15 protein-coding genes and 3 tRNA genes are annotated in these 22,399 nt (G+C 67.9%); 8 read left to right on the forward strand and 10 right to left on the reverse strand.

All coding sequences use genetic code 11. The features are described from left to right. Positions 1-10: 10 nt before the first annotated feature. Positions 11-748 carry a hypothetical protein gene (locus GGQ69_RS00205; protein WP_183523291.1) on the forward strand — a complete coding sequence of 246 codons (738 nt, stop codon included), beginning with the start codon at positions 11-13 and terminating at the stop codon, positions 746-748. 63 nt (positions 749-811) lie between these two features. Here the strand turns inward: GGQ69_RS00205 and GGQ69_RS00210 are convergent, their stop codons facing one another. The 3 genes from GGQ69_RS00210 to GGQ69_RS00220 all read right to left on the reverse strand — a co-directional run bounded on the left by GGQ69_RS00210 (position 812) and on the right by GGQ69_RS00220 (position 4,718). Continuing rightward, positions 812-1,759: a DUF2382 domain-containing protein gene (locus GGQ69_RS00210; RefSeq protein WP_183523293.1), complete on the reverse strand. Its 948-nt coding sequence runs from the start codon at positions 1,757-1,759 to the stop codon at positions 812-814. A 383-nt stretch (positions 1,760-2,142) separates the two neighbouring features. Then, a tRNA-Ser gene (locus GGQ69_RS00215) sits at positions 2,143-2,231 on the reverse strand. 81 nt (positions 2,232-2,312) lie between these two features. Further along, positions 2,313-4,718 (reverse strand): prolyl oligopeptidase family protein, encoded by a 2,406-nt coding sequence (locus GGQ69_RS00220; protein ID WP_221243322.1) that lies wholly within the window; start codon positions 4,716-4,718, stop codon positions 2,313-2,315. 89 nt (positions 4,719-4,807) lie between these two features. Here GGQ69_RS00220 and GGQ69_RS00225 point away from each other — a divergent pair, with 89 nt between their 5' ends. After that, complete coding sequence (locus tag GGQ69_RS00225) at positions 4,808-6,775, forward strand: FAD/NAD(P)-binding domain-containing protein (protein ID WP_183523295.1); 1,968 nt, start codon at positions 4,808-4,810, stop codon at positions 6,773-6,775. A gap of 92 nt (positions 6,776-6,867) precedes the next feature. On the opposite strand, the gene GGQ69_RS00230 is transcribed toward GGQ69_RS00225, so the two are convergent. Both GGQ69_RS00230 and GGQ69_RS00235 read right to left on the reverse strand, forming a co-directional pair. Then, on the reverse strand, positions 6,868-9,627 hold the full coding sequence (locus tag GGQ69_RS00230; RefSeq protein ID WP_183523297.1) for an ExeM/NucH family extracellular endonuclease: 2,760 nt from the start codon (positions 9,625-9,627) through the stop codon (positions 6,868-6,870). 205 nt (positions 9,628-9,832) lie between these two features. Beyond that, positions 9,833-12,124, reverse strand: coding sequence for a bifunctional UDP-sugar hydrolase/5'-nucleotidase (locus GGQ69_RS00235; RefSeq protein WP_255459360.1), 2,292 nt, complete (start codon positions 12,122-12,124; stop codon positions 9,833-9,835). A gap of 666 nt (positions 12,125-12,790) precedes the next feature. Between GGQ69_RS00235 and GGQ69_RS00240 the strand changes: the two genes are divergently transcribed. The 3 genes from GGQ69_RS00240 (at position 12,791) to GGQ69_RS00250 (ending at position 17,170) form a co-directional block, all read left to right on the forward strand. After that, a complete protein-coding gene (locus tag GGQ69_RS00240) occupies positions 12,791-13,165 on the forward strand; it encodes a hypothetical protein (protein ID WP_221243323.1) in 375 nt (124 codons plus the stop codon). An 880-nt stretch (positions 13,166-14,045) separates the two neighbouring features. Then, entirely contained in the window at positions 14,046-15,326 is a 1,281-nt protein-coding gene (locus GGQ69_RS00245) for a pentapeptide repeat-containing protein (RefSeq protein ID WP_183523299.1), read from the forward strand. 660 nt (positions 15,327-15,986) lie between these two features. Then, positions 15,987-17,170, forward strand: a protein-coding gene (locus tag GGQ69_RS00250) for an IS3 family transposase (RefSeq protein ID WP_183523301.1) whose coding sequence is annotated in 2 segments (ribosomal slippage) — positions 15,987-16,271 and positions 16,274-17,170 — 1,182 coding nt in all. Because the reading frame shifts where the segments join, the coding sequence is not laid out codon by codon here. Between the two features lie 299 nt (positions 17,171-17,469). On the opposite strand, the gene GGQ69_RS00255 is transcribed toward GGQ69_RS00250, so the two are convergent. Then, entirely contained in the window at positions 17,470-19,047 is a 1,578-nt protein-coding gene (locus tag GGQ69_RS00255; RefSeq protein WP_255459362.1) for an ATP-dependent endonuclease, read from the reverse strand. A gap of 142 nt (positions 19,048-19,189) precedes the next feature. Further along, positions 19,190-19,378, reverse strand: coding sequence for a hypothetical protein (locus GGQ69_RS00260; RefSeq protein ID WP_183523305.1), 189 nt, complete (start codon positions 19,376-19,378; stop codon positions 19,190-19,192). On the opposite strand from GGQ69_RS00260, the gene GGQ69_RS00265 reads away from it, so the two are divergent. After that, positions 19,359-19,823, forward strand: a complete 465-nt coding sequence (locus tag GGQ69_RS00265) for a tyrosine-type recombinase/integrase (RefSeq protein WP_370577028.1) — start codon at positions 19,359-19,361, stop codon at positions 19,821-19,823. The two genes, GGQ69_RS00260 and GGQ69_RS00265, sit on opposite strands and share 20 nt — an antisense overlap. A gap of 59 nt (positions 19,824-19,882) precedes the next feature. Here GGQ69_RS00265 and GGQ69_RS00270 read toward each other — a convergent pair. Continuing rightward, positions 19,883-19,970, reverse strand: a tRNA-Ser gene (locus GGQ69_RS00270). 134 nt (positions 19,971-20,104) lie between these two features. On the opposite strand from GGQ69_RS00270, the gene GGQ69_RS00275 reads away from it, so the two are divergent. Continuing rightward, complete coding sequence (locus GGQ69_RS00275) at positions 20,105-21,178, forward strand: NAD(P)H-quinone oxidoreductase (RefSeq protein ID WP_183523309.1); 1,074 nt, start codon at positions 20,105-20,107, stop codon at positions 21,176-21,178. Beyond that, the gene (locus GGQ69_RS00280; RefSeq protein WP_183523311.1) at positions 21,178-21,627 is read left to right on the forward strand and encodes a hypothetical protein; all 450 of its coding nucleotides are present in this window, start codon (positions 21,178-21,180) and stop codon (positions 21,625-21,627) included. The genes GGQ69_RS00275 and GGQ69_RS00280 overlap by 1 nt, the downstream gene beginning before the upstream one ends. A 43-nt stretch (positions 21,628-21,670) precedes the next feature. Here GGQ69_RS00280 and GGQ69_RS00285 read toward each other — a convergent pair whose 3' ends face one another. Beyond that, the gene (locus GGQ69_RS00285) at positions 21,671-21,967 is read right to left on the reverse strand and encodes a rhodanese-like domain-containing protein (protein ID WP_183523313.1); all 297 of its coding nucleotides are present in this window, start codon (positions 21,965-21,967) and stop codon (positions 21,671-21,673) included. A 240-nt stretch (positions 21,968-22,207) separates the two neighbouring features. Then, positions 22,208-22,284, reverse strand: a tRNA-Thr gene (locus tag GGQ69_RS00290). Positions 22,285-22,399 lie beyond the last annotated feature (115 nt).

The following is a 22,399-nucleotide window of genomic DNA, read 5'->3' on the forward strand; positions in this document are numbered from 1 at the left end:
GACTGGTCCCATGGAATACCTCGTGCCGGCGTTGATCGTCGTGGTGGTGGGCGCCATCGTGGGCGGTGGAGCCTGGTGGCTTTCCCGCCGCGCGTCCTCCGCGACCCCAGAGCCCGGCGCTGCGGGACAGCGGCGCCGCGGCAGGCGGTCCCTGGCCGGCAGGGTCAGTTCGGAGAGTGCCCGCGTGGCCTCGGGCCGGCTCGACCAGGAGTCCCACCGGGAGATCTACCGGCTCATCGCCGCGGGCCGGACCAGCGACGCCGTCATGGCCTACCGCCAGTCCACCGGCCTGGGGACCTTCGAGTCCATGCTGGACGTCCAGGCGCTGGCCACGTTTCCGCAGATGTGGGTCCGCCCCGGGGCGGCGCCGGGCCCGGCATCGGCCGCGGACACCGGGACGGCAGTTCAGCCCCAGCCCTCGCCGGAGCAGGCTCGTCCGCCGGAACCGCGGGACTCCGCGACCGAGGAGGTCCCGGACACCACCAACCTGGTGGTTCCCCAGGACTGGCTCACCGACGCGCTGCCGGCAGATCGGCCCTTCGAGCTGGAAGTGGTCCGCGATGAGACCACGGTGCGGGTCTCCAGCGCGGACCTGCCCCCCTTCCTGCGCGACCAGCTCACCGCGATGGTGCGGGACGGCCGCATCGAGGAAGCGGCCCTGGAACTGTCGGCGCACACCGTGCTGACCGCGGAGGAGTCACTGCAGTTCCTGCACATCCTGCAGCGCGAACAGGGCCAGGACGACTGAGGCACACGTGAAGGCGCCCGGCCCCTCGACGAGGGGACCGGGCGCCTTCAGGTGTGGGTCGGGTCAGCGACGACGGGCGTCGCCCTCGCCGTCCACCTCGACGTCCTCGTGCTGGACGGTGCCCGAGACGCGCTCGGTGTCCTGCACGCGGTTCTTGTCCACGGTGACCTTCTCGGCGGTGGCGGTCTTGTCCACGACCGGCACCTCCTCGCGGGTGGTCACCACGACCTCCTCGTCCCCGGTGTTCCTCAGGGCCTCGGGGGAGTTCGGGTCGATGGACTCGCGCTCGACGACGACCTCCTCCTTGGACACGGGGACCTCGACGGTCTCGGTGTCCGTGTAGGTGTGCTTGCGCAACCGCACCTGCCCGGTCTCGCGGACCTCGGTGCCCACGTCGAGCTGTTCATCGCGCACGACGACCGACTCACGGTCGGTGCCGACACCGTGGGTGTCCGCCCCGCCGGTGCCGGTGGTGTGGATGCCGCCCTGCCGGTCGGCTCCGCCGGCATCCACATCGCGGTCCAGGTCGGCTGCGGTGTCGTTCGCGTGGCCGCGCTGGACACCCAGGCCCCCCACGCCGCCGGCCGTGGTGCCGCTGGCGGCAGTCCGTCCGGCGTCGGGGTCGGTGTCCTGCCGGAGGCCGGTCCCCGCGGCCCGCGGGGAGCCGACGGCGTCATCGCCGTGCCGCCCGCCCGCCGGGTAGTCCAAGGAGTAGTACTCGTAGATCCGACGCTCTTCCTCGGGCGTCAGGGATCCGTCGGCGTCGATGTTCGGGGCGTCCTTGACGAAGGCCTTGTCGAACGGGAGCTGGAGGCCGTCCTGGGACTGGGTGGCCTGGGAGACCGGGATGAAGGTCTCCTTCATGCCGAACAGCCCGGTCCGGACGGTGACGAACGTCGGCTGGTTGGTCTGGTCGTCCAGGTAGACCTGGCCGACGGACCCGATCTTGTCCCCGTCGGTGCCGTAGACGGTGGCGTGCTGAAGCTTCTCGACTGAGGTGAAATCCTGCATGGCATGTTCCCCTTACTCGTGGTGTCCGGCATGCGTTCACATGCCTGATGGAGACGCACCTGCCGGGATGAACCGGCGAGGATTCGGTATCGACCGGTCTCGCCTGTCCGGGTCGCGGAAGCAGGTGGGATACCGACCGAGTGCCTACCCCTGACGCTAGGCACACCACCCGGGGGCTTGTCTCTTTAAACAGGGACTTACCAGCCTCTTCAGAGGATCCGCCAAGGTCACGGACGTCGATGCGGAGGCCCCTCGCGGAGGCGTCGGACCGCAGCCCGGACGGAGGGGAGGCGTAGGGGCGGTGCCCCGGCGGGAGGTCCGGAGAGACCGCCGGAACGAGAGATGCCGCGGGACCCGGACAACGGGTCCCGCGGCATCGCGGGCGGAGACGGGGGGATTTGAACCCCCGGCCCAACTTTCGCCGGGCCCTTCATTAGCAGTGAAGTCCATTCGGCCGCTCTGGCACGTCTCCTTCGGCCACCGGCTCGACGGCCGGTAACCATGCCATGTTAGCCGCCTCGGGCGCTCCGAATCAAAGCGCGCCCCGGCCGGGTCACCGTGCGGGCCCGCCGACGCCTGCGGGATCGGCCGTCCCGGCGTCCTGGCACACCGCCGGGACCCGGGCGCCGTCACCGACCGACTGCCAGAGGAACTCCAACGACCTGGCGTGCATGGCCGCGGCCTGGCGGTTGTCACTCGCCCCGGCGTGCCCGCCCTCCAGGTCCTCGTGGAACCACGCGTTCGGCACCCCGAGGCGCTGCATCCGCGCGGCCATCTTGCGCGCCTGGACCGGCCCGACCCGGTCATCCGAGGTGGCCGTCCACACCAGCAGGTCCGGGTGCCCGCTGCCCGCACCGGCCCCGTCCCGGCCCTGCGCCGCGTCCGCCACCGGCTCGTCCAGCAGCAGGTGGTAGGGGGAGAAGGTCCGGATGAACTCCCACTGGTCGGCATCGTCCGGGTCCCCGTACTCGGCGATCCAGCTGTGCCCGGCGGACAGCGCCGTGTACCGGCGCATGTCCAGCAACGGCACCCCGCAGCTCAGCGCGCCGAACAGTTCGGGGTACCGGGTGGCCATCACGCCCATGAGCAGCCCTCCGTTCGACCGGCCCGTGGCCGCCAGGTGGGCGCGGTCGGTGACCCCGCGGCGCACGAGATCCCGGGCGACCGCGGCGAAGTCCTCGTAGGCCCGGTGCCGGTTCTCCCGCAGTGCCGCCCGGTGCCAGACCGGCCCGTACTCCCCGCCGCCGCGGATGTTGGCGATCACGTGGATCCCGCTGCGTCCGGCGTCGTTGACCCGGGTCAGCCAGCCGAGTCCGTGGACACCGGAGTAGGCCGGCAGCTTGGACGCCAGGAAGCCGCCGTACCCGTCCATCAGCACCGGGTGCGTCCCGTCGGCCGCCAGGTCCTCAGGACCGACCTGGAAGTACGGGACCCGGGTGCCGTCCGCGGACACCGCGAAGAACTGCCGCACGCACAGCCCGGTGGCGTCGAAGCGGTGCGGGGCCGTGCGCACGGTCACCAGCGCGGGGACGACGCCGGCCGCACCGGTCCCCGGGCCCGGGGCGCCCGACCCGGCCGACCCGGCCGGCCCGGTCGACGGGGCCGCGGGCAGGACCGCCGGCAGGGTGGCCCGGAGCAGGGTCGGCGGCGTCAGGGCTCCGGTGGCGGTGATCCACAGGTCGTCGCCGCAGTCCTCGTCCTCGTCGTCCACGGCCCCGACCGAGAGCGTCAGGTAGGGGTCGGCGGGATTGGGGGTCTGCAGGACCAGGGGCCGGGCGCTCGCCGCGGCATCCGGGGTGCCCAGGAACGACTGGGGCAGGACCAGGACGGAGGAGGCCACGTGGCGCAAGACCGTCAGCACCAGGTGGGACCTCGTCCAGGACCAGGAGGACAGGGTGGCCTCGGGGCCGGGCACGAAGGCCAGCTGCGGCTCCTCCGTCCCGCCGAGGAGGCCGGTCACCGTGCAGACGAGCAGGGAGCCGGAGGGATGGCGGACGGTGGTCCCGTCGGGCAGGCTCCGGTCCCAGTCCGACTTCAGGAACAGCACCAGCCACTGCCGGTGCACGTCCACCTCGGCGTCCTCGGGCACGTCCACGAGCCGCCAGCCCGGCCGCGGGCCGTCGGCCTCCGGGTCCCGCAGCCACGTGGTGGAGCGGTAGAAGTCGATCGCGTCGATCGCCACGGTGCGTTCCCACCCCGGTGTCGAGTCGTGGCCGCCGAAGGCCGCCACGTGCCCGCGGTCCACCGAGAACACGGTCTGCGCCTCCTGCAGGGACTGTCCCCGGGCCAGGATCCGCAGCGTGCTGGCGTAGGAGGACTGGGTGGCGTCGCCGGCGTCGGGATCAGGGTCCGTCACGGTGCCGACCAGCAGGTGGTCCCGGTCGATCCATGACGCCTGGGTCTTGGCCACCGGGAGGCTGAAGCCCGGCAGGGACGCATCCGTGCCCGCGGACGGCTCGCCGTCCCCGGGCCGGCCGCCGGCGGGAACGAACGCCCGGGCGGCCAGGTCGAACTCGCGCACGGCGACGGCGTCACCCCCGTCCGGGGACAGGCGCACCAGCGCGCGGTCCCAGTCCGGGCGCAGCAGCCGGGCACCGGAGAAGACCCAGGGGGTGCCCTCCTCCTCGGCGAGCCGGCCGACGTCCAGCAGCACGTCCCAGTCGGGGTCCCCGGCCAGGTAGGACTCCCAGTCGGTGCGCCGCCACACCCCGCGGGGGTGTTCGGCGTCCCGCCAGAAGTTGTAGTACATCCCGCCGCGCTTGCTGACGTGGGGGATTCGGTCCGGGGCGTCCAGGACCTCGGTCACCTGGTCGCGCAGGCGGTGGAAGCCCTCCGTGTCCAGCTGCGCCTCGGTCCGGGCGTTCTGCCGGCGCACCCACTCCAGGGGGCGCTCGCCGTGGATGTCCTCGAGCCAGAGGAACTCGTCATCGGTGCCGGTCACGGGGGGTGTCTTCGCCATCCCTCCATCAGACCACGGACTGCGTCCGGCCGGGTCCTCCCCCCTAGGCTGGGGGACAGCACCCATCCCGGCCCGAGAGGACACCGCCCATGCCGCCCACTCCCGACGTTCCGCACCCGGCCAGGATCGCCGTCGTCGGAGCCGGACCTCGGGGCACCTCGTTCCTGGAACGGCTCCTGGCGGTGATCGAGGAGACACGGGACGCGGGAACGGGCCCGTCCGCACCGGTGGTGGACATCGTGGTGCTGGACCCGCACGCCCCGGGCCCTGGCCGGGTCTGGCGCACCGACCAGTCGCCGCTGCTGCTGATGAACACCCCCTCCTTCTTCCCGACGGCGGCCGCGGCCGGCACCCCGGGACTGCGCGCCTCCTCCGCGGGCCAGACCTTCGACCAGTGGCGGATGTCCTACCCGGACCGGGCCGGTGACCTCGACCGCACCGACTACCCGCCCCGAGCGGTCTACGGCCTGTACCTGTCCGACCTGTACTGGGAGGTGACCCGGGCGCTCGAGGCCAGCGGCGCCGTCGGGACGATCACCTGGGAACGCACCGAGGTGGAGTGCCTGGAACCGCGCCCCGACGGCGGGGTCCGGCTGGGCCTGCAGGACGGCCGGACGCTGGAGGCGGACGCCCTGGTGCTGGGCCTGGGCCATGTCCCGGCCCGGCTGAACCGGGAGCAGCAGGCGCTGCGGTCCTCGGCCGCCGAACTGGGGCTGGACTACCGGGGGCCGAACCTGCCGGCCGAGGTGGACTGGGACGCCGTGCCCGCGGGGGAGGACCTGCTGGTGCGTGGCATGGGGCTGAACTTCTTCGACGCGATGGCGCAGCTGACGCTGGGCCGGGGCGGGCGGTTCGTGGACAGCGGGGACGGGCCGGGCCGTGCCCTGCGCTACGAGCCGTCCGGTCGCGAACCGGTGATGCACCCGGCCTCCCGCCGGGGGGTCTGCTACCTGCCGAAGGCCGAACTGGAGACGTTCGTCCCGCACGCGGTGTCCCTGAAGTACCTGGTCCCGGAGGAGGTGGACCGGTTGCAGGACGAGCACGGGACGCTCGACTTCATGGTGCACCTGTGGCCGCTGATCCACCGCGACGTGGTGCGGGCCTACTACTTCACCATGGCCCGGACCCGACCGGAGGTCCTGGGCGGTGCCGAGCGTGCGGGGGAGTTCCTCGCGGGTCTGGTCGGCCAGTTCGAGGCCGCAGGCCGCGGCGAGCCAGTGACCGCGCACCACGCCCAGGAGCTGCTGCACACCTACCAGCCGGGGATGCCCTTCCTGGACATCCGCGCCCTCGCCCGGCCGTTCGAACGGCAGGTGTTCGACTCGGGGGCCGAGTACCAGGAGGAGGTCGTCGACTTCCTGGCGGGTGTCTGCGCCGAGGCCGCGGCGGGGGAGGACTCCCCGCTGATGGTCGCGATCGGCACCCTGCACGCCGCGCGGCTGGAGGTGAAGCGCCTGGTAGCGGAGCGGCGCATCACCGATGCCTCCCGCCGGCGGGACGTGTCCGGATGGTTCGAGGTCCTGGTCGAGGGGCTGGCCTCCGGACCGCCCCTGCTGCGCGTGGAGCAGCTGCTGGCCCTGGCCCGGGCCGGACTGGTCCGGTTCGTGGGGCCGGACCCGCAGTTCGAGGCCGACGCCGGCCGGTCCCTGTTCACGGTCTCCAGCCCGCAGGTGGGCACCGACGAGGCCGCGCTGGACGTGCACCACGGGCGGTGGATGGTCGAGGCGATGATGCCGGCGAACCGGGTGCAGCAGTCCTCCTCGGCCCTGGTGGCTTCGCTGCTGAAGGACGGCACGGCCGTGCCGTACGCGGTGGAGGACGAGGAGGGGGAGGTGCTTCCGGGGCGCGGTTTCGACGTCACGGGGCGGCCCTACCGGCTCAAGGACGCCCAGGGGCGGGTGCACGAGCGCGTGTTCGTCCTCGGCCTGCAGCTGGCCTCCGTGCAGTGGGGCACCGCGATCGCCGCAGAGGCCGGGCAGGACCCGGACGGCCGCGCCCGGACGCTCGGTGATGCGGACGCGGCCGCCCGCGCGGTCTGGGAGCTCCTGGGCCGCTGACGACGGGGCCCCCGGGACCGGTCAGGTCCCGGGGGCACCGTCCCCGCGGCCGGGGCGTCAGCCAGTCTCAGCGGGGTGGAGCGGCCTGCGGATCAGGGACGGCCGGGGTGGCCGCCGCCCGTGCCCTGGCCATGGTCGTGGCCCGGGCCCCCGTGCGGGTGGTCCCCGCCCCGGCCCGGGGTGCCCGCGCCGTTGTCCTGGCCCGCGCCGTTGTTCTGGCCCGGGGCGTTGCCGCCCTCGTGGTTGCCGCTGTTGTGACCCGGGCCCTTGTTCGGGTTGTCCGCGCCGTTGCCCGGTTCGCGCGGTTCGCCCGGCTCCTCCGCGTCGGCCGGTGCGAGGTCGAGGCCGACCAGGACCGGGTCGTGGTCCGAGGAACGCCACTGGTCTGCGGCGTAGAGCATCTCGTTGACGTAGTTGTAGCGCGAGTACTCCAGGGCCACGGACTCGTCGGCGTTGATGTCCCAGACGTCGGCACCGGTCACCGTGGCCTCGGCGGCGGCGTTGGTGAGGATGCCGTCCAGGGAGCCGACCGAGCCGTCGAAGGCGTAGGTGTGCTCACCGGTCTTCGGGGCCTGCGAGACGTACCCGGCGTCCTCCATGACCCGGATGGGGTCCTCCTTCTCGTAGGAGTTGAAGTCGCCGATGAGCAGGACCTTGTCCACGCCGGTGTTGTCCTGCAGCTGCGCCGCGAAGGCGACCAGGGCCTCCGCCTGGGCCACGCGGTCCGCGTTGGAGGCACCCTGGCCGTCGCCGATGTCCGTGTTGCCCTCGCCGGAGCCCGAGCCCTTGGACTTGAAGTGGTTGGTGATGGCGATGAACCGGGTGGACTCATCCCCGTCCACGGGCTGGAACACCTGCGCCAGTGGCTCGCGGGCGTTGTCGAAGGCGACCTGGTCGTCGAGGATCACCGACTCCCCGACCGTCTCCACGGCCTCCGGCTGGTAGATGAAGGCGTTGCGGATGACGTCCTGGGAGGCCAGGTCCGGGGTGACCGACGGGGTCTCGGCATACGCCCACTTCTCGGAGCCGGCGTCGGCGTTCAGCGCCTCGACCAGGGTGGCCAGCGAGTGGTCCCGGTCCTGCCCGAAGGCGGCGGAGTTCTCGATCTCCTCGAGGCCGATGACCGAGGCGTCCAGCCCGTTGACGGCCTCGACGATCTTGGCCTGCTGGCGTTCGAGGTTGACCTCGTCGTAGGCGCCGCGGGGATCACAGCGGTTGGTCGTGATGGGGTTGCCCTCGCGGTCCTCGTAGGCCTCGCAGGACTCGAACCGGTTCCCCAGGGTGGTGAAGTAGTTCAGCACGTTGAACGTGGCCACGGAGACGGTGCCGCCGACCTCGGCGGGCGCCTCCTCCCCGGTCCGGGTGTCCTCGAACCGGGCGGGCTGGACCTGGTCGGCGTTCTCGTCCGTCAGGTGCGCCAGCGGCTGGAAGCTCCAGGCGCCGTAGCGGAAGTCCAGGATCACCGGGGTGGTGAAGTCGACTCCGGAGCCCACGCGCACCGGGTCGTCCAGGTCCAGGTACGGCAGGGCGTCCTGGTTCCCGGGGGAGCGCATGAAGTTCGTGCCGGCGCCGTCGTCGAGGACGATGAGCTTCTCGTCGTTCTCGGCCATCACGGCCTGGGCCGCGGCACCCGGCTCGGCGACCGTCGTCGGGTTCAGCAGCGGGCTGTCCCCGGGCACGATGCCCAGCGAGCCGTAGGTGTTGACGTCGTAGTTGTCCGTGATCGTCCAGTCGCCGGCGGGAGCGATGAGCATGCCCTCGTGGGCCTCCTTCTCGGCCTCGGTGAGCGGGAACTCCATTTCCGTGGGTTCCACCGCGGCGTCCTCGTCGAGGATTTTCACGCCGCCGTCGGCCACGGTCAGCTGCGTCAGGGAGTAGTGCTCGCCGGCCGTGCCCGTGACCTGGACGTGGTCACCGAGGGCGACGTCGTCCACGGTGTCCCGCGAGTAGACGAAGAGGCCGTCCGAGGCGCCGTCGCCGTCGCCGTCACCGGCACCGGCGTCACCGCCGGTGCCGGCGGTCTGCAGGTAGTAGCCCTCGTAGCCGCCGGTGGAGTACACCGCGGTGACCACGCCGCGGGTCGTCACGACCTGCCCGGCCAGCGGGGTGGTCTCCCCGGAGCCCTGGATCCGGGCGATGGGGGTGACCTCGGTGGGGGTGACGGGATCCTCGGGTGCCGGGTCGGCCGGGTCACCGGGGTCGCCCGGTTGTGAGGAGGAGTTCGCCGGCGTCACGGTCCCGGACAGGCTGAAGTCGGCCGAGTTGTCGTCCGTGTCCACACCACCGGCGGCACGGTTCATCGACCTCGGGTCCGAGTTGGCGGACGGGGACTGCGCCGCGGCGGTCTCGAAGGTGTTCGAGGAACCGTAGCCCAGCAGGTCGACCACTCGCTCGTCCCGGCCGGAGAGGACCGAACCGGTGGACAGTCCCGTCAGGGCCGCGGACTGGTCGGAGAGCACCAGGGTCCCGCTGGTGCCAGAGAAGGACACGCCCGTGGTGGCATCCGGGGCGGGCAGGGCCCGGCCGGCGGAGCCGTTCGAGCTGCCCTGGACCAGGTAGTACCCCTGGGCGGGGATCGTACCGGAGAGCCGCGCGACGCCGGTCGGGGCCGAGCTGCCGCCGGAGGACCGGTACTGCAGGGACCAGCCCTCCAGCGAGACCGGGGAGTCCGTGGGGTTGTGGAGCTCGACGAACTTGTGCGTGTAGACGGCGTTGGCCGACCCGCCGTTCGTGTAGGCCTCGCTGATGACGACGTCGTCACCGTCCGGCGAGGCCTGGGCGGGGACGACGACGGCCGCGGCCAGCAGGGCCAACGAGGCCCCGACGGCGGTCAGTCGGTGGGTGGTCTTCATGGAGTCACTTTCGGTGGGGTGCGAGCGGTGAAGGACGGTTGACATGGTCACATGCGACGCTGAACGGCCGGTGTCCGGCGGTTGGCCGCGGGGGGACGGCGGCGCGGTACCCTCCGGCCGGGCCCGGGGACGGCAATGCCCCCGGGGACGAATCCCGGGGGCATCACCGTGACGGCCGGTGTTCCGTCCATGTCAGTGCGTCGGGTCAGGACGAGCGCGGGACCGTGCCGTTGCCCTGGTTCGCACCGGGGGCGCGGCCGCCGTCGTGGTTGCCGCTGTTGTTGCCGGGGCCCTTGTTCGGGTTGTCCCGGCCGCTGTCGTTGCCGGGCCCCTTGTTCGGGTTGTCCGTGCCGGCACCCGGCTGGCCGGTGCCGGTGACGCTGAGCGGGAGGCGCACCTCGGAGGTGGAGGCGTACCGGTCGTCGTAGGTCACGGTCATGACCAGGGTGCCCTCGGCCGCGGTCCCGGGAGCGGAGATCCCGGTGAGGGTGGCGGTCTCGCCCTCGGCGGCGATGGCCTGGGAGCCGAGCTCGGTGACCGTGCCGTCGGCGGTCTCGAAGGCGACGGCGACGCCGGTGGCGTCCCCGGCACCGTCGGAGTCCAGCTCGAGGTCGTCCAGGGTCAGGACGATCTCCTCACCGGGGGCCACTGTCCCGGGTGCGCCGGTCACTTGCACGGAGTTCTTGGAGAAGTCCGGGCGGATGTCACCGGTGGCGGCGGTCTGCGCCTGGATGTACTCCTGGTACGCCTGGTTGTCCATGATGCCCAGGTCGACGTAGCCCTGCTGGCCGGTGGCGAAGCCCTCGTAGCCGTCGGGGGCGCGGTTGCCGGTGCCGACCCAGGAGGTGTCACCCAGGAAGGACAGGGTGGCGATGGTGTACATCTGGTCCATCTCCACCGGCTCGCCGCCGATCCAGATCCCGGTGACCTTGTCGTCCTGGGCACGGGACTCGTCGAAGGTGTAGGTCAGCTCCTCGGACCAGCCCAGGTGGTTGGTCTTCTGGCCGTTCTGCCAGTTCTCCTCGAGGACCTGCTTGATCGAGGATCCCGGGAGGTCGAAGTAGACCAGGGTGTTGCCGAACGGTGCGAAGTCGAGGACCTCACCGAGGGTCACCTTCCCGTGCGCGGCGGTCGGCTTGGCGGTGAACTCACCGCCCGCCGTGAACCGGTCGTACAGCAGTTCGGCGCGCAGCCCGCCGGAGTTGGTCACGCCCAGGTCGACGGCGGGGTTGGACAGGGCGACCCTGTCCTTGAGGGCATTGGCGGCCCAATTGCCCAGGGTGGTCTCCTGCCGCCGGGTGCCGCCGGCACGCCAGGAGCCCGATTCCGCGATGCGCACCTGGTAGTCGGTGGTGATCGACGCGTCGATCTCACCGATCTCGGTCTTCTGCAGCTCCTCGAACTCCGCGACGGCCGCCTGTTCCAGGGCGTAGACGGCGGCGGTGGCCTCGGACTCCGCGGCTGCGGCTGCGGCGTCCTGTTCCGACTGCTCGATCAGCGAGGACTCGTATCCGAGGACCTCGGAGGTCTCGGCGTCGATCTCGAGCTCCACGGCGGCGAGCAGGTTGCCGGACTGGCCTGCCTGCACCACCGGGCGGTTCTTGGTGCCGTCCTCGGTGGGGACGGTGGTGTCGTAGTCGTAGGCCTGGTGTGAGTGGCCGTTGAAGATCACGTCCACCGCCGGGTCGGTGTCGTTGACGATGCGCTCGAAGACCTCGGAGCGGGCGGTCTCCTCCTCGAGCGAGCCGTTGCCGTCGGCGCCGTCGTGGTAAGAGGCCACGATGATGTCGGCCTCCTCGTTGTCCTCGTCCTCGACGCCGTCCGAGAGCATCCGGGCGACCTCGTTGACGGCGTCCACGTGGTACGGGACCTCGTTGCCCTCCAGGCCGGCGCCGGTGGTGGTGGCGTAGAGGTTGTTCGGCACGGCACCGATCACGGCGACCGTGACGCCGCCCACCTCGAACACCTCGTGGGAGGACAGGACCGGGTCCTTGGTCTCCGGGTCCACGAAGTTCGCCGCGAGGACGTCGAAGTCCGCGATCTCCAGCACGCGGTCCTGCAGGTCGTCCAGGCCCTTGTCGAACTCGTGGTTGCCGGCGGCCGAGACGTCCAGGCCGAGGGCGTTCATGATCTCCAGGGTCGGTTCGTCCTGCTGGACGTTGGACACCGAGGCCGAGGCGCCGATCAGGTCCCCGGCGCTGGTGAACAGGGTGGACCCCTCACCCTGGGCGGCCTCGAACGCGGCGCGATAGTCCTCCACGGTGTCGGCGAACTGCGTGCCGGAGAAGTCGGGGGACAGGGCGCCGTGGAAGTCATTGAAGCTCAGGAGCGAGATCTTCTCCGTGCCCTCTGCGGCCGGGACGGCGGCGGCCTCGATGGCCTCCTCGGCGGTCACGGTCGGGACGGTGGTGTCGGCGGAGGCCGGGAGCACTGCAGCAGGGGCGATGACGAGCCCCGCGGTGAGCACACCGGCCAGCAAGGATTTCCTTGGCTGCATCAGTCTGTGGTTCCTCTGGTGCCCCAGAAACGGTGCGTTCCAGCCGGCGACGGGGCTGATTCCGGCGTGGACGACCGCCGTCCGAGAAAGACGACGGTCCCATCATCGCACCACCCCCGCATGAAGTCTCGGTGACGCCGAAAATAACGGGAGGGCTTACGTCAGGTGCTGTGGCCCGGCGGACCAGTTCCAGGTCTGACAGGCGAGCATGCGGCGCGTGATGCCGCGGAGAGCGGATGGTCAGGGATTCGAACCCTTGGCACGGGGTTACCGCACACTGGTTTTCAAGTTTCGGCGACCCCGGAATGGCGGGTTTCGGTAAGTCCTGGTGTGTCCCAAGTTCCCCGGAATCACGGGCATTTGCATCTGTCTCGTGCCCCCTCGTGATGCGACGTTACTGCGCCTGCGGCCACAGAATGGCCACAGTCGGGACCGAAGTTATCCGGGACCGCTCAGAGGGAAGGGCACGAATAGTAGGTTGCGTCTATGACCCGCATGGCGAATCAGCTGCAGACGGTCAGGACTAAGTACGACGAGCAAGCCTCGCCCCACTACGACGAGGTCCTCACGGAAGTGTCCGCCCGCGCTTAGGCCTTGGGCTGTCTGGGCAAGGCCGACATCGGGACCCTTGGGGCGTGGAAGCGACTCCAGGCCAATACCCCGTGGATGGCCAAGCTCATGGGTACTCCCAAAAGCGAGGTGCGTGCAAGTACAGCTCGTGCGAGGGAGGCGGCGCTGAATGAGTCCGTGCCCTTAGCCCATGCCGCCGATATCGCACGCCGAATCTTAGGAGAGCTGCCCGGTTGTGGTCACGGGCATGCAGTAGCCTCCGCCATCCTCACGGCGGCGGCTCCCCAAAGAATGGCGGTTTATGACCGGCGTGCACGCACGGGGCTGTCCATCCTCATCAACGGCAGAATTCCCCGCTGGTACACGTACACAACCTACATGGAAACTATCGATAGTCTTCGTGAGCAGGTCGCGCTGGAATGGACGAACCGCGACGTGGATTTGGCGCTGTATACGTTGGGTGGCCAGTAAAGGTCGGCGCGGCCCCCTAGACGATATTTAGAAACTTCATAGGGGCACTCCCTCAGCACTGTTACGCCATTAGCGGTCCAGTTCGAGATTATGCTCACCCGCCTGTATTTTTCCCATATGCCCCTAATCGGAAATTGCACCTGCAATCATTCTGAGGACTATCACGATCAATCCGGATGCCAGAAACCGACCCAAGATCCTACAGAGTGGGGTGAGTGCTCGTGCCGTGCTCAGTACGTCCCTCGTGAGGTCATGATCCGCAATCAATACAAGGATCTGCTGCGCGCTCACCAGACCGCGACGGAAGAACTTCTCGAGGCGTATGACGCTCGGAGTGAGGCTCAGGGTAGGAACTGGGCCGTTGGCCCCGTCGTGGTCAGGCGGGTTGACGATCCCCTTCTGGTCCTGCATAACCGGGCCGAAGAAGCTGACCAGAGGAGGCGGGAGTTTCTGGAGAAGAACAAGCACATGATCTTCCCGGATGCATAGGGCCGACGCCCTCCACCTAGCCCATGTGGCCAGGTGGGTAGCCTTTCACCGGACGACATACGGCGTTCGTCCCGAGCTCGGTCGCAAAACACTTGATCAGTCATCATAGGTCTGGCATCCGCAATGCGACCCGGTCTGGGCTGAGTGCTGCGTCAGTGTAATGCGAATCAACCCGCACCGGGTCGCTGATCTGTAGGTACCCCTAATTCGGCACAAGGCCCGCTGTTCCGGGGAGGAGCCATGTTCGGGGAGTCTCCCGTGGTGTGACAGGCTTCTATCCGATTCGGTCGCTGCGGTGGGGTTGGAAAGGCGCTAGTTGAAACCTGGGGAAGACGATTCTGAGAAACCAGATAGGGAAGTCTCCACGTGGGCAATCCTGCGGTGGGCGCTCTTGGGCATGGTGATTTTGGCCGTTGCCACTTACCTGGTGGTGGTGTTGCTTGCAGCCGCCGCAGGCGAGGATTTGCCATGGATGGTCCACGAGAATCGGAGGCTCGGCAGTCTTCTGCGAAGTGCGGTGCCCGCTGCGGTGCTGTTAGGTGGCGGAGCGGCCGGAGCCATTGGAGTCTTGCGTCAGAAGAACCTGGATGCCACGCATGCTTTGGAGCAGGAACGTTATGACCTGGAGCAAAAGCGGTACGACTTGGAGCAAGGTCGTCATCATCTGGAGCGGGACCGGTACGACCGGGACCAGGAACGCCATGATGCTGAGAAGGTCTCGCGGCTGCGCGATCGGTATGCGGCGGCAGCCGAGCAATTAGGCCATGAGTCGGCTGCCGTCCGCCTAGCCGGCGTGTATTCCCTGGCTGCTTTGGCGGATGACTGGCTCGCCCGGTCCAACAGGCAAGATGCTCAGGTGTGCGTCGAACTTCTCTGTGCGTATTTCCGGACTCCTCAGTTGAAGAGCGCAGAGGATACGGAAAAGCGCAGCGAGAATGAGGTGCGGCAGACGATCACACGCGTAATCGCCGCTCACCTACAGGACCCGGATGAAGCGTCCTCCTGGTGCGGAATGGACTTCGACTTCACCGGGGCTACCTTCGCGGGGGACCACAGCTTCGCAGACGTACAGTTCACCGGAGGCACTGTTAGTTTCAACAGTGCTCAGTTCACGAGTGGCGTTGTGACCTTTCGGGACGCGAGGTTCTCCGGAGGGGATGTCGGCTTCCAATCTGCGAGGTTCACCGGAGGGAACCTCATCTTCCAGGGGGCGCAGTTCACCGGAGCGAACGTCAACTTCGAGTTTGCGACAATCGCCGGCGGGGACATCAGTTTCGGAATAGCCAAGTTCACTGACGGCGAGGTCAGCTTCCATTTCGCCCACATCACCGGCGGGGAGGTCGACTTCATCGCTGCGAAGTTCACTGGCGGGCATGTCAACTTTATGGCCGCGAGAATCGACGGCGGGACCGTCACATTCCACGGTGCACAGTTCACGGGAGGAGAGGTCGACTTCCAACTCGCAAAAGTGGCCGGAGGGGCCGTGAACTTCAACGAGGCACGGTTCACGGGCGGTGACGTCAGCTTCGCAGACGCGCGCTGCACCGGCAGCGTGGCGCAGTTTCACAGCGCGTCGTACGAGATCCCTCTGCCCGGTCCGTGGGACGGAGCCCACCCACCGGTTCTCTACCCGCCCACGGGACCGAATAATCCTGAGGTTGTCGTACCGTAAGTTGATTGCCTGGGCGGCTAGATTGGGGGTGCAGCGATGCGGTCAATATGATCGGGACGAAAGCCCAACCGGTGGTCGTTGCTGGTGCTGTCCTGGACGATGCAGATGGGGGGCTGAAGTTGAGGTCATCGGTGCTCTAGTCCAGGACGGCATCGTCTTGAGTGGGATCGACTTCTGCCCACCGGATTCCCACCTTGTCGAGAACCATAGCTATCCTGTAGCTCCCACATGTGCCACAGGGTGTGACGCGTTTTTCTTGGGAACACAAACACACCCCAGGATTCGCCGCGGAGACTTGAGCGGTCGCGGGACGCCTTTGTCGACGCTCCGATTTGATCCCTGAAGCGCCAGTTGAGCCCTCTCGTCGCCCTGTGGCTTTACCTCCATGGCGTCCGGTAAGGACATGACTGGCCTGCCCAGTTCCCAGAGCCAGCAGAGGCGCATCCGTCATTACTCCACCTGCCGCCGGCACCGCCGAGATCCCACACTGACCTGACCCGACGCTGACACGCATTGACGCCCCGAGCACGGAGGGCAAAGCACTAGATCCGTTGGCACACCTCTGGCACCAAGATGCACTTCGGGGCATTCGGGACTGCTGCACGAATAGGTGACATCTGATCTGTGACGCTGTGAGGCGTTGCTGGAAGGATGAACACCGTGCCCAAGCCCTATCCCCAGGAGTTCCGCGACGACGTCGTGAACGTCGTCCGCAACCGTGAAGCAGGCCAAACGATCAAGCAGATCGCCGCGGATTTCGGCATCGCCGAGTCCTGTGTGCGCAACTGGATACGCCAGGCCGAGGTCGAGGACGGCGCCCGGCCCGGAACGCCCGCAGCGGAGAACGCGGAACTGCGCGAGGCCAAGAAGCGCATCCGGTTGCTGGAGCAGGAGAACGAGGTGTTGCGCCGGGCGGCGGCCTACCTGTCGCAGGCCAACCTGCCGTCAAAAGGCTCTACCCGCTCGTGAAGGAGCTCGCCGCCGACGGTATCCCCGTCATGGTGACGTGTCGGGTCCTGAAGCTCTCCCGCCAGCCCTACTACCGCTGGCTCGCCACCCCGGTCGCCACCGCCGAACTCACCGAGGCCTACCGCGCCAACGCCCTGTTCGACGCCCACACCGATGACCGGGAGTTCGGCTACCGGTACCTGGTTGAGGAGGCCCGGGATGCCGGTGAACCGATGGCCGAGCGCACCGCCTGGCGGATCTGCTCGACCAACGGTTGGTGGTCGGCGTTCGGCAAGAAACGCGGCAAGAACGGCAAGACGCCTGGCCCTCCGGTCCACGACGACCTGTGCGCCTACCTCGACGAGCACGGCGCGACCCGTCACCGGTTCGCCGCCGACGGGCCGAACGCGTTGTGGCTGTCCGATATCACCGAACACCGCACCGCGGAGGGCAAGCTCTACCTCTGCGCGATCAAGGACGTGTACTCCAACCGGATCGTGGGCTACTCCATCAGCGACCGGATGAAGTCCCGGCTCGCGGTCGCGGCGCTCAACAACGCCGTCGCCCGCCGCGGTGACGTGGCCGGCTGCGTGGTCCACACGGACCGAGGATCTCAATTTCGAAGCCGAAAGTTCGTGCGCGCCCTGCACCGCCACGCCATGGTCGGTTCCATGGGCCGGGTCGGGGCGGCCGGGGACAACGCCGCGATGGAGAGCTTCTTCGCGCTGCTGCAGAAGAACGTCCTGGATCGTCGCCGGTGGGCCACCCGCCAGGAGCTGCGGCTCGCGATCGTCACCTGGATCGAGCGGACCTACCACCGCCGCCGCAGGCAATCATCCCTGGGCCGATTGACCCCCATCGAATACGAGACCATCATGACCACAGCTGCCGCTTAGGCAGCCTGACCCACCCTGTCACCTATCGGTGCAGCAGTCCCTTCGGACATGTTGTAAATAACGTTCTCGCGTTACGCAAGCGGGCGGCGACCTTGCTGATCGGTGGTGTCTCACGTGAGCATGGAATTGGGGTGTCGTGAGAACTTTCGGAAATGGAAGAGGGCCAGCCGTTTCGGCTGGCCCTCTTCAGGTTTATCTGCGGAAAGAATTCCCAAATCTGTATGCGCTTAACAGCTGCCGATCGCTGCTGAAACCGGGCAGATTCAATGCATCACCACACTCGGATAGAGAAAGTTCTTCTATTCCTCGCTTGAATTTCCGTTCGCTTTATCTGCCACGGTGAAGGGCAGGAAGGGAAGAGCCGGACCCCAAACATCCATGACACGGTCCTCGAAGGTGTCGCACCATATTGACACGAAAGCTCGTGCGACAGTTGCCTCAGGCAAGAAATCCAAATCCTCCCCGATCTGCGCGAAAATCACGTGGGGATCACGGTTGGTGTTGCTTCTAGCCACTATTGAATCGCGTACGCGGCTTTGGGCATCCGTATCCAGCATCAGTCGCTGAGTTAGTTTCCCCAGGAGATTTTTACCGGTCTCCAAGTTCTCGGCGATGTCACTGAATACCGCTGCTTCTGGATGTGAATCACCGGGCGCATAGACCAGATCGAAACCTTCCACGTTTTCGAATACAGTCTGTCGTGGATTGAATTCCCCCTCAGCTCTCTTGTCACCATCAACAAACGCAATCGCTGGGAACTTTGCAGTGGGGTTTCCGTTATGGAATCTGGTGTGGTCTCGTGTAGGCGACGCACCCCCCATTTTGTGAATTTGCACCGACTGCATCCTCAGACCTTGGCGAGCGGCAATGCTCCTGAGACTGACTTCTGCAAATAGCGCCCCGAAAGCATCTTCGGCGAAGACCGCCACCTCGCATGAAATTTCGCCAGTTAGTGTTCTCAAAGCCTCCACGTCTAGCTTGCCCTGCGTTGCTTTGCCCCCGTAACAAGACCAAACGGCATCGTCAGGTAAGGGGGCAAGTGCTGAGTTGGAGTGTGTAGTGAAAACCACCTGACAGGATTTCCTTTTTGCGACTTCGATCAAGTATTCGACCAAGCGACGTACTGCTACGGGATGAAGCCCATTCTCTATTTCCTCGATCAGCATAAGGCAGTCATCGGGTGCCGATTCAATTTGACTGACAATTCGGATTATGCTCGCTTCTCCAGCGCCAAAATGAAACTCCGAGTACCCCGCAGTTGGGTCACTCTCGTCCCTCATGGCGAAAATCTCTGCGGAAGCGAGTTTGGACCCTACGGTCAGGTACTTGTCCGCTGACTTGCCGAGAATTTTTTGAACAGCGTCGACAACTCGAGTGCTGAAGATAGTTTCGGAGTCGCCCTCAAAATCGGCTCCTACGAACTTGTATAAGTCTTTTCGTTCGCTGGCTGGCAGCGTTCGATTAATGCCTATAATCAGCACTGACCGCTCAAGTGGGTCTCTGTTCCATCTCGCCTTTAGATAGCTGGCGGTGCGTGTTACCACACTTCCCAACTTCTTTGAACCGGAGGGTGCGTCGAGAGCGGTGTACTCGATCTTCCAGTCCCTCATCGCTTCGTCATAACTTCCACTCTTGGCGAAAAATCTGCGAGGAGGGACAGACTTATAAATTAGACCGGCCGCACCAAGAATTGTGGTCTTGCCCGCTCCGTTAGGCCCAATGAGAGCAGTCACTGGGAAATCGAACCGAACAGAAGCGTCCGAAAAGCCTCTAATGCGGACCAATCGCATGGACTTTAAATACTTTGAATACTTATCCTTACGGACCCGGTCTTCCAAATCATGGATAACGCTGTCCCGAATCTCTGACTTGGACAAGTTCGAGCTCCTTAACCAGTTCTGCATGGGGCGCCGGAGGATAGGTGTCCTCTAGACGTAGCGGTGTCGACGCTGAGGGGGACTATAGCTGTTTGACATGGTCCGTCTTGCGCACAGTCAATGCTCAGTCCGGGGCGAGGCTCTAGGACTGCGCTGGGATGACGTGGACCCCGTGCGCCGCCGGGTCGTCATCCGTCAGCAGGTTGTCCAGGTAAACCTTCAGGCGATCGAGGCTAACTGCCAGTACTGCGGCCAAACGCATCCCGGGAATCGGGATCACCGCGCCGAAGACGGACGACAGCGCCGCCGTCGTGCACTTGGACGCCGGCACCGTCTCCGTCCTGCTGTCCCAGCAACTAACCCAGGGGGAGGAACGGGAGGCGTGGGGCAGTGCGTACCGGGACCACGGACTCGTGTTCGCCCGGGAGGACGGTACGCCGATCCGGCCGAGTTGGCTCACGGCCCGGTTCCTGGTGCTTCAGGAGGACGTGACCGTCCCTGTGGATGCGGAGAAGCCAGAAGGCCCGCAGCGGCCGCTCAGGCGCGTGCGGCTGCACGATCTGCGGCACGGCACGGCGTCCTTGATGATCGCGGCCGGCGTGGACGTGGCCGTGGTGTCCAAAGTGCTGCGCCATTCGACGATCAAGCTCACCGTGGACACGTACGGACACCTGCTGCCGGGGGTCGGGGAGGCCGCCGCAGAGCAGCGCGCGGGCATGATCCCGCGCGCGGCGCCTCGCACTGATTGCCAAAGTTCGGCCAAGCATGGGGCCTGATCGGCTTCGGAGACAAAGGAAGCGGCCCCGCTGAGCGGGGCCGCTTCCCTTTATTCACGCGGATGGTAAGGGATTCGAACCCTTGGCACGGGGTTACCGCACACTGGTTTTCAAGACCAGCTCCTTCGGCCGCTCGGACAACCATCCAGAAGGTCCAGTCTAGACGGCCGGCGCCCGGTTGCCGTGCGGGTGGCAGGGAACCGGCCTGACGGGAGATCATGGACAAAGCCCTGCCCGCGCGCGTTCGGCGCGCACCGACTGCCCACAGCCACGGAGGAACCATGACCACGCAGCCCCGGGACGCGTCCCACCCGACCATGCAGGCCATCTCCTACACCGGCGCCGGCGGTCGTGAGGTCGTGACCGTCGTGGACTCCGAGATCCCCGTCGCGGGACCGGGGGAGGTGCTCATCCGGGTGCACGCGGCCGGCATCAACCGGGCGGACCTGCTGCAGCGGGCGGGGAACTACCCGGTCCCTCCCGGCGCCCCGGACGGGCCGGGGCTGGAGGTCTCCGGGACGATCGAGGAGACCGGGGCCGGCGTCGGGCCCTGGGAGTTCGGCACGCCCGTCTGCGCCCTGCTCACCGGCGGGGGGTACGCCGAGTACGTCGCGGTCCCGGAGGGACAGGTGGTCCCGGTGCCCGACGGCGTCTCCCTCATCGATGCGGCCGGCCTGCCCGAGGTGGCCGCCACGTGCTGGTCCAACCTCGTGATGGAGGCGGGCGTCCAGGCCGGGGACTGGGTCCTCGTCCATGGCGGCACCGGGGGCATCGGCTCCTTCGCGCTGCAGTTGCTGGCCGCGCTGGGGGCGCGTCCGCTGGCCACCGCCGGCAGCCCGGAGAAGCTCGAGCGCTGCCTCGAATTGGGGGCGGAGGCTGCCATCAACCACCGCGAGGAGGACTTCGTGGAGCGCGTGCGGGAGATCACCGGCGGGTACGGCGCGGACGTCATCCTGGACGTCATCGGGGCGAAGTACCTCGAGCGCAACGTCGACGCCCTGGCCCGGGGCGGCCGCCTGGTGGTCATCGGCCTGCAGGGCGGGGGGTCGGGGACCCTGCCGCTGGGGAAGCTGATGGGCGTCAACGGCTCGGTGACCGGGACCCTGCTGCGGCCGCGTCCGGTGCAGGAGAAGGCGGAGATCATGCGCCAGGTCCGCGACCAGGTCTGGCCCCTCGTCAGCGCCGGGAAGATCCGCACGACGACGGACACCGCCTTCCCCCTGGACCGTGCGGCACAGGCCCAGGACCGTTTCGAGGAGGCGGACCGCACCGGCAAGGTACTGCTCGTCACCGAGGCCGCCGCCGCAGACACCGCCGACGCCGTGCACCCCGGCGCGCAGCGGCACCGCCCGTGATGGCCGGGCCGTTCGCACGCGGACGCCAGCGGCGCAAGGACGATCGCGAGCTCGGCACCGACCTGTGGCGCCGCTGCTATGACTGGTTCGCCCGGTCCCTGGACCGTTACTGGCAGGTCGTGGACGAGGCGCAGCGCAGCGGGAGCGTCCCGCAGGACGAGATGAACGGGCTGGTGAACGCCGGCAACGTGCTGGCCGAGCTGCTGCCGCGGGTCCGGCGGCTGTGCGTCGAGGCCCGGCGGGAACACCCGGAGCACGGGATGGAGGTCCCGGCGCCCGTCTCGGACCTGCACCGGGTGCTGTCCCGGGCCGCCAACGACCTGGCCACCACCGCCCAGGCGGCCGCCATGTTCCGGCTTGGCCAGTCCTCCCTGCAGTCCGTGGGACGCCGGGCCGAGAAGGTCATCGCGGCGGTGGAGGAGGCGGAAACGCTCCGCCCCGGGCGTTGACCACGCACTCCGGGGGCCGACGGGCAGGCCCCGGGATCGTGGGTCAACCCGCCGGCAGGCCGGCGCGCTGCCAGGCGACCATCCCGCCGCCCATGGTGTCCGCGGCGTAACCGGCCGCCTCGAGGGCCTCGGCCACCCGTGCGCTGCGATTGCCGCTGCGGCACACCACGATCACCGGCCGTGTCCGGTCCAGCTCGTCCAGGCGCGTGCCCAGTTGGTCCATGGGGATGTGGATGGCGCCGGGGATCATTCCCTCGGCGACCTCGAAGTCCTCGCGTACGTCCAGGACCTGGTCCTGGGCTCGGCGCTGGTCTGCCTCGGTGATGGTGATCTCGGACAAGGCTGCTCCTCAAGGGTCTGCGGATTCGTGGGCGACAGGCGGGGCGTACGCCGTCCTGGCCAAAACCGGACAGCGGGTCGTCGTCCCGCCGCGGGCGGGGCCCGTGCACCCAGTATGCTGCATACCCCCGGGGGTATGCAAGGGTCGCTGGAGGGCAGGCGCGCGGGCAAGCCGTGGAAGGCACCCGCCAGGCATGAAAAAACCTCCCCGAGCGGCGTGCGCCGTCTCGGGGAGGTTTCCTGGAGCCCCCTGCCGGATTCGAACCGGCGACCTGCTCTTTACGAGGGAGCTGCTCTGGCCAGCTGAGCTAAGGAGGCGTTTCCGTGGCGCCCGCCGTGCGGGTGCCACGGCTGTCCATGGTAGCGGCAGGGTGGCCTGCCGGGCAAAGCGTGTCCTGCAGCGGACACCGGACGGGGGAGACCGGGGTGCCCG

Origin of the sequence: Micrococcus sp. TA1, from assembly GCF_014199555.1 — a bacterium.
Classification (GTDB): domain Bacteria; phylum Actinomycetota; class Actinomycetes; order Actinomycetales; family Micrococcaceae; genus Citricoccus.

Bases quoted from the DNA above. Each gene is read 5' to 3' on its own strand.
- GGQ69_RS00225 (WP_183523295.1), top strand. From the start codon at position 4,808: ATGCCGCCCACTCCCGACGTTCCGCACCCGGCCAGGATCGCCGTCGTC.
- GGQ69_RS00235 (WP_255459360.1), bottom strand. From the start codon at position 12,124: ATGCAGCCAAGGAAATCCTTGCTGGCCGGTGTGCTCACCGCGGGGCTC.
- GGQ69_RS00230 (WP_183523297.1), bottom strand. From the start codon at position 9,627: ATGAAGACCACCCACCGACTGACCGCCGTCGGGGCCTCGTTGGCCCTG.
- GGQ69_RS00280 (WP_183523311.1), top strand. From the start codon at position 21,178: ATGGCCGGGCCGTTCGCACGCGGACGCCAGCGGCGCAAGGACGATCGC.
- GGQ69_RS00220 (WP_221243322.1), bottom strand. From the start codon at position 4,718: ATGGCGAAGACACCCCCCGTGACCGGCACCGATGACGAGTTCCTCTGG.
- GGQ69_RS00205 (WP_183523291.1), top strand. From the start codon at position 11: ATGGAATACCTCGTGCCGGCGTTGATCGTCGTGGTGGTGGGCGCCATC.
- GGQ69_RS00240 (WP_221243323.1), top strand. From the start codon at position 12,791: ATGGCCAAGCTCATGGGTACTCCCAAAAGCGAGGTGCGTGCAAGTACA.
- GGQ69_RS00210 (WP_183523293.1), bottom strand. From the start codon at position 1,759: ATGCAGGATTTCACCTCAGTCGAGAAGCTTCAGCACGCCACCGTCTAC.
- GGQ69_RS00275 (WP_183523309.1), top strand. From the start codon at position 20,105: ATGACCACGCAGCCCCGGGACGCGTCCCACCCGACCATGCAGGCCATC.